Here is an 11,497-nt window from a genome sequence, read left to right as displayed (position 1 = left end):
GGATCGAAGATTCGAGGCGGACAGTAGTGACGCCCGGGACAGCCGTCAACAGGTGCGGGAAGATGCGGAGTTGAGGGTGTTGCCGGGTGAGGTTCCATGGCTGCGGCCGCGCTTGTACCCGCATGGGGTCGGCGTCGCCGCTCGACGAGGCCAACGGCCGCCGACGCGTGGCGTGTCCGTGGCGCTTCCCCCCGGCCATCGAACTGTTCCTCGACCTGCTGCGCTGCCCGGCGTGCCGGCAGGTGCGCGCCCATCCGCCGGGCGGCGGCCCGCCCGGCGGCCGACGCTGTGCCTCACTGTTCCGTCCGCGGCTCCCCGTCCAACGCCGCCAGCCGCTCGCGGCACCCGGCCGCCGCGGTGTCCGCGCCGAGTTCTTCGTAGATGCCGAGCGCCTCGGTGTACGCGTCCCGCGCCTCGGCCGGGCGCGGCAGTACGCCACCCAGGGCGCACAGGATGTCGGCGAGGCCCCGGCGGGAGCCGACCCGTTCGAAGGCGGCGCGGGCCTCGTCGTAGGCGGCGCGCGCCCGGTCCGGCCGGCCGTCGGCGCGTTCGGTGTCGCCGAGCGCGCGCAGCGTGAAGCCCAGGCCGCCCGTGTTGCCCAGCTCTCGGTGGACGGCGGCGGAGCGGGCCAGCGTTTCGCGGGCCTGGGCGTACTGACCTCGCAGCCGCTGTACGTCGCCGAGCCCGCGCAGCATGTTCGCCTCTCCGCGCCGGTCGCCGATGCGACGGGACAGGTCACGGGCCCGGACGAAGAGGTCGGCGGCCTCGTCGTGGCGGCCGCCCACCCGGGCCACATGGCCGAGGCCCCGCAGCGCCTGCGCCTGTCCGCGTACGTCGCCGATCTCCTCGTACGTCGCCAGGGCGGCCCGGTAGCCCTCGTGCGCCTCGACGCCCCGGCCCCGGTTGCGCGCGATGTCGGCCAGGCCCCGCAGCGCCTGCGCCTCGCCCCGGCGGTCGGTGAGCCCGGCATAAAGCTCGCGGGCCTGCCGGAACTCTCCGGCGCCCGTCTCGTAGCGGCCCTGCGAGACGCTGACGTTCGCCAGGCCCCAGAGGGCGTCGGCACGGCCCGCCCGGTCGTTCAGCTCCTCGTAGACGCGCAGCGCGCCGGTGAAGAGCTCACGCGCGTCGTCGTAGCGGCTGCGGGCGCGTTCGGTCTCGGCGAGCCCCCACAGGGCGTCCGCCTGGCCACGCCGGTCGCCGAGAGCCTCGTACAACTCGTGCGCGGCCCGGTAGTTGTCCCGCGCGGCCGCCAGATCGCCGCGTGTGCGCTCCGTGTCGGCCAGGCCCCGCAAGGCGTCGGCCCGGCTGGGCAGGTCGTGGTCAGCCACGGCGGCATCCCTCATCGTGACCCAGATCCTGGCGAGTTCGGTGGTGGCACCGAGCCCGCCCAGGACGGCGTGCGCCAGTGCGGCGAGGCGCCTGGCGTGCGGGGAGCGGCGTTGGACGGCGGCCACCGTCACGGCGATCAGATTGGTGCGCTCCGCCTCCAGCCAAGCCCGCGCGGCACCCGGTTCGCCCGCTCCGGTGGCCAGCGCCTCCCGCGCCGCCTCGCCCCGGCTCAGCTGGTGAACGAAGAGCCGGTCGAGGGCCTCGTCCCAGCGCTCCTGCGGCTCCTGCGCCACCGCCAGGCTCCGGGCGTACGCGAGGAACAGGTCGTGGAAGCCGAAGCGTCCCCGGCCGTGGCGTTGCAACAGGTGCCGCTCGGCCAGGTCGGCCATACGACGGCGGCACTCGCGCACCGTCGTCCCGGTCATCGCCGCGCACGCCTCCACCTCCAGTTCGGGTCCCGGATGCATGGCCAGTACCCGCAACAGGCCCGCCTGCACCGGGTCCGCCGCCTCCAGTGCCTGCCAGGACACCGCGAACGCCGCGCCGACCCGCCGGTCGGCGTCGGGTACCTCCAGCAGCGGCGAGTCCGTCTCCCGCATGGCGATCAGCAGCTCCACCGGTTCCTCGAAGCGCAGCCGGGCGGCGACCGCCTGCACGGCCAGCGGCAGGAACCCGCAGGCCCTGCAGATCTCCTCCAGGGCGGGATCGGCCGCCTCCTGCGCGGACAGCCCGGCGCCCGCCACCAGGAGCCGTACCGCCTCGTCGGCGGGCAGCACGTCCAGTGCGGTGAGCGTGATGCGGTCGGGGTCGTGCAGCGCGATACGGCTGGTGATCAGGACCAGGCTACTGTCGTCCCCGGGGAGCAGACAGGACACCTGGTCGAGCGATGCCGCGTTGTCGAGCAGCAGCAGGCCGCGTCTGCCGTGCAGCCAGTTCCGCCAGAGCGCGGCCTTCGCGTCCAGGGTCGGCGCGTCGTCACCGCGGATGCCCGCCCAGGTGAGCAGCGCCTCCATCGCGGCGTGCGCGTCCAGCGGCGCCCGGTCGGGGGTGTGGCCGTACAGGTCGAGTTCGTACTGCGCGTCGGGGAAGTCGGCGGCGAGCTGGTGGGCCAGGTGCCGGGCCAGGGCGGACTTGCCGACGCCCGGCATTCCGACGATGGCGTGCACCAACTCGGGCCGCCCCGTGAGGTTCCCGGCGACCAGCTGGGGAAGCCGACGGCGCTCCGCGACCCGGTCCACGATCTGGCGGGGCGCCGCCTTGAGGGTGGTGCGGACCGCCTCGGCCGGACCCGGCGCGGACGGCAACCGGGCGGAGTCGGCCGGGCGTTCGGGATCGAGCGCGCGCAACAGCGGCTCCTGGCCCGTCAGTTCCCGCAGTGCGTCGCGGAATCCGGTATCCGCGAGCAGGGCCCGTACCGGTACGGCCGTCAGCCGCCGTCCTTCGTAGGGCCGGTCGCTCCAGGCGACGACGCCCAGCAGGGCACCGCTCTTGTGGACGACCGCGCTGCCTGACATCCCCGACCACTGGTCCCAGCCGGCCGGCCAGGCGGTCGACACGTCGATGGCGTATCGGTCGCTGCGCGTGTACGTCAGCGGGTCCAGGACACCGCGCACCGTCTCGGTCTCCGTGCCGTCGCCCGTGCTGCGCGCCGCGGCGGCCGACATGCCGGTCACGGCCACGGCGACCGGCTCGGTCCCCGACACCTCGGCCCAGCGCGGCTCGGGAACGCCGAGCGGCTCGGGAAGACTCTGCGCGTCAGGGGTTCCGTGTGTGCCGGGGGCGCCGGGTGTGCCGAGGGCGCCGTGTGTGCCGGGCGTGCCGGGGGCGCCCTCTCCGCCGTCGACGCCGAGCCGCAGCAGCGCCGCGTCGAGTCCGGCGTCCCCCTGCCAGACGACCGTGCACGGCACGGGGTCGGTGAGGCGCACCGCACCCCGCCCGCCGACGACGGCCCTGACCGTGATGTCCGGCCGGTGCCGGCCGTCGGCGAACGCGACGCCGTGGCGGGAGGTGAGCACCAGCGAGGGCGCCAGCAGCCGCCCGGACGAGAACTCCCTGTGTCCCTCGGCGTCGACCGGGCCCGCGGTGACCGCCACGAGCCCCGGGTGCAACGGTGCGGCCGGGTCGTGCGCGCCTGCGGCCCCGTCGTACGCGCCTTCGGCCCGCGAGCCCGTCACCGTCGGTCGGAGACCGCGGCGGGATCCCCGGTCAGGGTGTCGCGTACATCCAGCTTGAGGCGCAGCCGGTGCGTCGTCCCCTGCGACACCTTCGCGTCGGCGCCGAGCTTGACCACGCCGAGGCGGACGCCACCCGATCCCCCGGCGTCCTTGCGCACCTCGACGAGGAACTCCATCTCCACCTCGGTGATGCGGAATTGAAGCCGCGCGTCCTTGCCGTACTCCTGCGCCTGCGCCAGCTGCGTACGCAACTGCTCGATCGCCTCGGTGATCTCGTTGCCGTCCGTCGTCATCCCGCGCCCCCGTCGCTCACGATCACTGCCGCCGCATCCTGCCGCACGGGCCCGCAGACACGCCAGTCCCGCACCCATGCGCCGGAGCCGCCCGAACGCCGAACCGGCCGGGCCCGCGGTTGGCGGCCCCGGCCGGGGCGTGCACATCAGCCGGCGGAGTGGCTTCCGTCATCGCAGAACATCGGGATGCCGGGGGTGCCTCCGGGGAACCCGGTAGGCACTGCCTTCAGGCTCCAGGGGTTTCCTCCGTTGCCCTTGATCTCGGTGCCGCAGGATCCGTAGCCGGTGTGGTGGTCGTCGCCGAGCGGCAGGTTGGAGAACGACCTGAAGTCTCCGCGCTGCACGGGACCGTTGGCCGGCTGTCCGGTCTCGTCGACCATGTGACCGTCGAGGTAGAGGTACAGGTTGGGCATGTAGCTCTGGTACACGAGCCCCGTCGTCGGGTTGTCGTCGATGTTCGCCGCGGCCGTGGACTTGACGGTCCCGCCCGCGCAGAAAGCCATGCTGACGTTCTGCCAGATCGGGGGCGCCATGTTGAACAGCGAGCCCTGCGGGTTGCCGCCGCCGTCCAGCGCGGGCTTGCGGAAGAACAGGCTGTAGAGGTCGCCCGCCGTGTCCGCGACCTCGGCCGGGATCTGGCGCTGGTCGGCGAGGCTCTTCAGCTTGTTCACCCAGGCGCTCATGTTGGCGTCGGTGTTGGGCGCCTCGTCGAGCGGGCGGTAACCGATGCTGCCGCCGCTGACGAACTTCGTCGTCACGCACGCGCCGGTGGAGTCGATGGTGGTCGGCTGCTGGCCCGAACGGTAGGCCTGCCCGGGGGTGATGCCGGTCTCCAGCGGGTTGGCCACGTGGGTGGTGCGGCCGGTGACGTTGCCGTCCTTGGCGTCGAAGGACAGGTCGGGCAGGGTGACGCCGAGCGAGCCGTAGTCCTTGACCGTGGCCTGGATGAAGTTGCGGGCGAACGGGGCGATCTCGGTGTTGCCGGTGCGGCCCGAGTCCACCATTTCCTCGCTCCCCGGGATGATCTTCCCGTCCGGGCCGACGACGTACGAGGTGTCGATGTGCGTCCGGATCTTGTACGAGCGGTCGTCGTCGAAGGTGTGCTCGTTGATCGTCGCCGGAGGCGCGGGAATCGCGAATCCCAGCCAGTCGGCCTGGGAGGGGTGCGCGTTCGGGTCGGTTCCGGCCGCGTCGACGTCGGCCTGCCAGGACTTCACCGCCGCGGAGACGTTGCCGCCGAGGCAGAGGTCGTTGTACGCGCCGCTGTTGCAGACCTGGAAGTTCGACAGGCCGACCAGCCGTCCGCGGTCGTCGAAGGTCGTTCCGCCGGCCGTGCGCGAGTGCGCCCAGTCATAGATGGTCTGACGTGTCCGCATGGGCGTCTTCATCAGCCAGGGGGTGTCGGTGTCCAGGTTCTGGTTGCTCTCGAAGATGGCCGCCGCGTCGAAGGTGTGGTGCTCGTACGTCCCGTCCACCGGGACGAACGCGAGCGCGTCGTAGGCCACGTCCAGGTCGCCGGAGGTGGAGTCGCTGGTGACGTTGGACAGGGAGACCTTGGCGTTGGCGCCCAGCTGGAAGTAGCCGACGGTCACCCAGGCGTTGTTGGCCTTGGACTGGTCGACGATCCGCTCGCGCGTCTTGCCGTCCCTGGTCGTGATCTCGTAGTGGGCGGACTTGGTGGTGTGGGAGGGGTAGGGGACGAACGCCTGTACCTTGTAGACGCGATCGGCCAGGTTGGGCTTCCAGGTACCGTTGGTGGTCAGGTAGTTGTCCCAGTTGTTGGGCTGACGTGCGTGGGAGAACCAGTAGTGGCCGCCGAAGCCGCCGCCGATCTGGTGCAGATCCTCCTTGGCTTCGTACTTGCCCTCGTCGTCGGTGCGGAACTCCCAGGAGAAGGAGCCGTTGTTGGACCAGCCGCGAGACGCGCAGCGGTTCTGCGGCGCGCCGTCCGGCAGGTCGTCGACGAGCACCGTGCCGCTGGGCAGGGCTGTCGTGTCACAGGGGCCGAGCGTGGGATGGGGCGTCGCCGGGCTCGCCGCGCACCGTCTTGTAGGTGAGGTACTCGTTGCCGCACTCGTTGATCAGCCCGTTGGGGGTCGTCGGCTTGCTGCCGCAGTTCTTCCAGGTGACGTCGTGGCGGAACCAGTGCTGGTTGTAGCACGCGACGGTGTGGCAGACCGGCGGGTTGAGCGGGTCGCACCCGTTGGTGGTGTCACAGAACGTCGACGGCGGCGGCTTGATGGCGTACGTGCGCTCCGAGGCGTTGGACCACCAGGCCGGGGAGAAACCGTGGGTGTTGCCCTTGTTCATGGTGCCGTTGTCGTCGTAGGAGCGCCCGGTGTCGATGGGGTAGGCGCCCCACCCCATCACCTTCTCCTCGTACGCCCAGTTCTGCGGCTTCGCGGCATCCGCGTAGTGGTTGTTGTCCAGGAACGCGCCGCGGTCCAGTGGGTACTTGGGGTTGGAGGGGTTGTTCGCCCAGCCCAGTCCCCACGCCGATGGATCGTCCGGGTTGCTGCCCGGCACGTTGAGGCCCGCGTTGTAGTTCCACACGGCGGCGAACCAGTTCTCCGGACGCGTCGGGTCGTCGTCGTTCAGCTTGATCTGCGTGCCGGCGGTGTGCAGCTCGTTCCACTTGTCCTGCAGGATGCGCACCGAGTAGGCGATGCCGGTGGCGTAGTCCACGGCGACGGCCCGCTGCTGGTCCGGCGGCAGGAGCACCTCCCCTTCCTTGGGGTGTCCGGCGATGCGCATGCCGTCGGTGGCCTGGCCGATGCCGTAACCGCAGTCGGCCTTGTCCCAGTTGATCTTCCAGATGCGCTTCGGGTCGTAGCCGGTCGTGCCGGCGTAGATGTTGGTGCCGTAGAAGTTGCCGATCAGCGGGTTGCCGTACTCGCCCGGAACGGCGTGCGTTGTCGCCTGCCAGAGGTTGGACTCCTGGGTCAGGATGCCCAGCATGACCTGCGCCGGGATCCGGCCGCCGGTGACGAGGGTGCGCGGCGGGAACATGCCCTGCGGCGACAAGGCGGGCAGCCCCGAGTTGTGCCAGTTCGCGGGCCGGTTGACGTGGTCGGCGGTCAGCAGGCCCCGGATGGCCATGTCGGCCGCCCACTCCACCTGGTTGGGGGTCGGCTGGTAGACCTGGGTGTTCACGTCGTTACGGGGCACCGAGCAGTAACGGTCGTTGTCCACCGGGTCGCCGGCGGCGTCGCCCGAGGCCGCGGCCTTGGCACCGGAGGCCGTGAGCGCCTTCTTCACGGAGGTGCGGCCGCCCGCGATGAACGGCAGCAGCGGCGAGGGCCGCGCACCGGTCTCGGCCTGCGCCGAGGTCTGCTGGGTGGCCACGGTGAAGTCCAGCGGCTTGCTGGTGCCGGTGACCGTCGCCTTGATCTCGACGGCCTCGGCCGCGGGTGTCGCCCGCCGCAGCGGTGCGGCCACCTTGTCCGCGAGGTGCTGGGGAACGGCCTGGACGACGGCCAGTTGGCCCTCGGTCGACAGTTCCGCCCGGGCGGGTGCCTCGGCGACGCGGCGCACCGTCGAGGGCAGGTCGTTCGCCGCCGTGGACCTGCCGGTCAGGAAGACCCTGCCGGCCGTGCCCTGGGCCAGGCCGACCTGTCCGAGGTCGCCGACAGCCAGGGTCTTGACCGTACGGCCGCGCAGGTGCTTGACGTCGACCTTCCCGCCCTTGGCCGGCTCCAGGAAGGCGACGTTGCCGTCGGCGTCCGGGCGCAGTCGCGTTGCGGTGCCGTGCGTGGTGGCCACCACGTCGGCCTTGCCCGCCGGGTTCACCTTGATGAGGTGCGGCCCCGCCGCGGCTATGACGTCCTTGCCGACCGGGACCGCGGAGGTCGCCTGGCCGTCGACCGTCCCCGTGGAGACGATCTTCGCGGTGACGGCGTCGACGGTCTGGAACTGGGTCTGTTCACTCTTGGCGTCGGCGCTCGCCTGCGTGACGACGGCGGTCTCACCCGCCCCGCAACCGGGGTCGAAGTAGGCCAGACTGGCGTTGAGCGCCAGCTTGGTCACCTTGCCCGACCGCAGGTCCACGACCGCGGTGAAGGCACCCCGGTCGAAGAGGTCGTCGCGGTTGGTGAACGCCCGTGGTGCGTAGACCACCACGGCGCGGTTGCCGGAGCCGGTCACACAGGCGTTGCCGATCCACTGATCGGTCTCCAGGCCCGGCTCCGACAGTGTCGCCACGGTGCGCCAGGTGTATCCCGCGTTGGCGTCGGCGACCAGCACATGGAACCCGGTGGCGTCCCCGGCCGTCGTCCATGCGCGGTCACCCGACTTCTTCCAGTCCTTGCCGAGGGCGTCGCCGCGCTGGTCGGGCGCCACGGTGTTGGGCGCGGTGGCACCGGGCGCCGGGGGCTGGGGCTCGGCGTCCGGCTGCCCGGCCCAGGCCATATTGCCCTGCAGCAGCCCGGCGAGCATGGCCAGGCCTGCCGACGCGAGCACGGGCACCCGTGCTCTGCGGGCGATTGTGCGAGGTCTCAAGGAGAACTCCGGTTTCGTATGCCGTGGGTCAACTCGGTTGCCACGGTGGTGGGGTGCGGCGTTCCTGGTCCGATGCCAGGGCGGCGGAAGAGGAAACGACAGCGGGAAGGGAGCGGCAGAGGGCTGCCGCTCCCTTCGCGTGTCGTCTTCTAGGCCCAGCCCGTGCACACCTCACGGCCTGCGCCTCGCATGCATGCGCGGGCCGTACGGGCCGCCGGGTCGTAGAAGATTCCGGTGTGCCTGATCACCGTGTTGCCGTCCATGCCCTCGTACCTGAGCTCGTCCACGCGTGACTCCCCGAGGTTTTCGCACATGCTGTAGTCCAGCCGGCAGCGCTGGATGAACACGGTGTAGTCGTACGGGTTGCTGCCGGTGGGATACGAGGCCTTGGCCCAGGCGTAGAAGTCGCCGTCCGTCGTGCCGGTCCACAACTCGACGCCGAACCCGCTCGAGTGATCCCGGCCGTCGCGGTGAGTGGGGCCGCGCTGCCAGCTCTGGATGGCGGGGTCGTGTCCGTCACAGCCGAATCCGGAGCAGGAGGTGACGGTGGCCGAAGCGGAGCCGGGAGCGACCATCAGCGTGGCGAAGGCGGCGAGGACGGCCGCGAAAACCAGCCCCGCACGGGACAGAAGACTGCTTCTTCTCATCGTGAAACGCATGCGCGTCTCCCTTCAGTTGTGGCCTGACGACCAAAAAGTTGGCCCCCCGGGGTGACGCGGTGATGTCGGTCGGGTCAGCAACCGAGGGGGCGATGGAGGGTTGGGTGAGGCGGGCGGGGGATGGACCGGTGCCGGCTTCAGCGCCCCGTGTACCACTCCTGGTTGCCCGCCGCCTCGTTGCGGCTCTTGGACCACCACTGGACGGCGTCGGTGTCGTTGGCCGTAGTGAACCCCGGCATGTCCAGCGCCATGCCGCTGTTGACGTTGCGAACGGACACGCCGACCTGGCCGACCGCCTCGACCCACTGCTGGTTGGCCCCGCCGGTGCACTGCCACACCCGCACCGGAGCGCCCGCGTCCTTGCGCCAGTCGGCGACTTCAAGGCACTTGCCGCTCTCGGCGTTCCGGTACGTCCACGCCAGGCGTCCATCGGCCGTCTGCGTCGCGTCCACGATCCAGGTCTGGTTGGCGCCGCCGTTGCAGTCCCACTGCTGAGCCGGGGCGCCGTCGTAGTCGTGGCCCATCGGGATCTCAAGGCACTTGTCGCTCGCGACGTTCACGATCCGGTGGGTGTTCGGCCCTCCGCCGGCGCTCGCCGGAGACGCTGTGATCACTCCGAAGACGGCCACCGCCGCCGTCGCCATGGCCGCATGGACGCTTGTCTTCCTCATGACGGTCTTCTCCCCCTGTACCGGTGCTTGATCAGTCGCCACCGAGCCTAGAAAAGGGCAACGTCACCGCGGTTTGCCCTCAGCGCCGAGTTCCTTGATCTTCAGCGCACGGAACTCGGAGGGGCTGAGTCCATACGCCTCGCGGAAGGTACGGCTGAACACGGCCGGCCTGCTGAAACCCCAGCGGGCGGCGATGACCTGGACCGGTACGCGCAGGTCGGGGCGGGCCAGGTCGGCACGGCACCGCTCAAGGCGACGCCGGCGGATCCTGGCGTGGACGCTCTCGCCCGTACCGTGGAAGAGCTGGTGGAGTGCGCGAACGGACATGTTGTGGTGGGCCGCGATGACGGGCGGGGTCAGTTCCGGGTCGCCGAGGCGGTGTTCGATGAACATGTGGATCCGCCGCAGCAACGCCTGAGATCGGACTTCGGGAGGCAGGTCCTCCTCGACAGCGAGGTGCTGGGCCAGGCAGGCTGCCGCAAGCTCGGCCGTGACCGTGCCGAGGCGGTTCAACTCCGCCGCCGTGCACCCGTCGCCGTGCTCCACGAGAGCCTTCATGAAGGAGGCCAGCATCGCCGCAATGCCCTGACCTCCAGGTATACGGCGGGCCAGAAGGCGCTCGAGGTCAGGGGTGCGCAGCGGGAGGGCTGACCGGGGCAGTTGCAGGACGACCAGCTCACCCAGGCCCCCACCGGAGGGTGACTCGGCGACGGAGGGCCGGGAAGTGTCCCACATGACGAGGTCCCCGGTGACGGCGCCGCAGTCGTTGCCGTGCTGGGACAGCGACATGGAGCCCTTGGTCACCAGCGCCAACTGGTACTGCTCCGGATCGCTGCGCCTGATGAGTGCGGGTGTACGCCGCGAGCGCAGAGGCAAGTAGGCGAGCCTCGACATCCGAAGGCCCCCCAGGTCCAGTACGGCGGCCTCGGCCTGGAAGCCGGCCGGACACTCGCTGCGGATCGCCGTGGGCACCACCTCACGCGACACCATGTCCGCGAACCAGTCGAAGCGGTCCGCTGCGGGAACCACACTCGACGAGACCACTGACCACACTCCGCTGCCCCCCACTTTTTGATCTTCTTCAGGGACAGGATGCGGCGACAGACACCGACGGACGAAGACATTGCCGGGTAGCGGCGTGTCCCCCTCCGCCCCGCCCGCCACCGGGCCGTGGCCGTACTGTTGCTGCCATGTGCTGGAGTGCGACGGCCGACCTCGTTGCGGGAGCGGCCATTGCGGCCGTGGGGGCCGCCTCGGTGAGCCTGGCGGCCCGCCGCCCCCACGACCTGCCCCTGGCCGCGCTGCCCCTCCTCCTGGGGATCCACCAGATCATCGAGGCCGCGGTGTGGCACAACGACGGCGGCACCGGGCCCGCCACCCTCGCCTGGTCCGTCATCGCGCTGCCGCTGCTGGCGCTGTGGGTACCGGTGGCCGTGCTGTGCGCCGCGTCACCGAGCGCCCGCCGCCGCCTGCTCGTCCCGCTGGCGGCAGGAGTCGCCACGGCGACGGCGCTCACCCACGCGCTGGCGACCCGTACCGTGACAGCCGAGATCCGTGGACACACCGTCGGATACTCCCTGGGTCTACCGCAGGCGGAACTGGTCGTCATCGGCTACCTCATGGCCACCATCGGCTCCCTGCTCCTGTCCGGCGACCGGGGTCTCGTCCTGTTCGGTGTCCTGGTGGCCATCGGGGCCGCGGTGTCCTTCGTCCTGTGGCGGCAGGAGTACATCTCGACGTGGTGCGCGTTCGCCGCGCTCTTCTCGGTGCTCCTGGCGCTCTGGGTCGGACGGCGTCGTCCGCCGGTTCCAGGGCCGTCAGGCCGTCCCGGACCTTGAACACGCGGGAATCGGAAGGCTCTCCGCCCGCGATCA

8 protein-coding genes are annotated in these 11,497 nt (G+C 71.2%); 1 reads left to right on the top strand and 7 read right to left on the bottom strand.

Going from position 1 to position 11,497, the window contains the following annotated elements; genetic code table 11:
- Positions 1–293: 293 nt before the first annotated feature.
- The 7 genes from AB0G17_RS00895 to AB0G17_RS00865 form a co-directional block, all read right to left on the bottom strand.
- Positions 294–3,503 carry a tetratricopeptide repeat protein gene (locus tag AB0G17_RS00895; protein ID WP_361374078.1) on the bottom strand — a complete coding sequence of 1,070 codons (3,210 nt, stop codon included), beginning with the start codon at positions 3,501–3,503 and terminating at the stop codon, positions 294–296.
- Entirely contained in the window at positions 3,500–3,796 is a 297-nt protein-coding gene (locus tag AB0G17_RS00890; protein WP_361374076.1) for a trypco2 family protein, read from the bottom strand. Before AB0G17_RS00890 ends, AB0G17_RS00895 begins: the two co-directional genes overlap by 4 nt.
- A 146-nt stretch (positions 3,797–3,942) precedes the next feature.
- A complete protein-coding gene (locus tag AB0G17_RS00885; protein WP_361374074.1) occupies positions 3,943–5,766 on the bottom strand; it encodes a hypothetical protein in 1,824 nt (607 codons plus the stop codon).
- A gap of 25 nt (positions 5,767–5,791) precedes the next feature.
- Positions 5,792–8,293, bottom strand: coding sequence for a hypothetical protein (locus tag AB0G17_RS00880; protein ID WP_361374072.1), 2,502 nt, complete (start codon positions 8,291–8,293; stop codon positions 5,792–5,794).
- Positions 8,294–8,442: 149 nt separating this feature from the next.
- On the bottom strand, positions 8,443–8,952 hold the full coding sequence (locus AB0G17_RS00875; protein ID WP_361374070.1) for a hypothetical protein: 510 nt from the start codon (positions 8,950–8,952) through the stop codon (positions 8,443–8,445).
- 137 nt (positions 8,953–9,089) lie between these two features.
- Positions 9,090–9,623: an RICIN domain-containing protein gene (locus tag AB0G17_RS00870; RefSeq protein WP_361374068.1), complete on the bottom strand. Its 534-nt coding sequence runs from the start codon at positions 9,621–9,623 to the stop codon at positions 9,090–9,092.
- A gap of 63 nt (positions 9,624–9,686) precedes the next feature.
- Positions 9,687–10,652 (bottom strand): helix-turn-helix domain-containing protein, encoded by a 966-nt coding sequence (locus tag AB0G17_RS00865; protein WP_361374066.1) that lies wholly within the window; start codon positions 10,650–10,652, stop codon positions 9,687–9,689.
- 161 nt (positions 10,653–10,813) lie between these two features.
- On the opposite strand from AB0G17_RS00865, the gene AB0G17_RS00860 reads away from it, so the two are divergent.
- Complete coding sequence (locus AB0G17_RS00860; protein WP_361374064.1) at positions 10,814–11,461, top strand: DUF6629 family protein; 648 nt, start codon at positions 10,814–10,816, stop codon at positions 11,459–11,461.
- Positions 11,462–11,497: the final 36 nt, after the last annotated feature.

The organism is Streptomyces sp. NPDC023838 (assembly GCF_040639555.1).
Lineage (GTDB): Bacteria > Actinomycetota > Actinomycetes > Streptomycetales > Streptomycetaceae > Streptomyces.
This window is presented reverse-complemented; position numbering and strand designations above follow the sequence as displayed.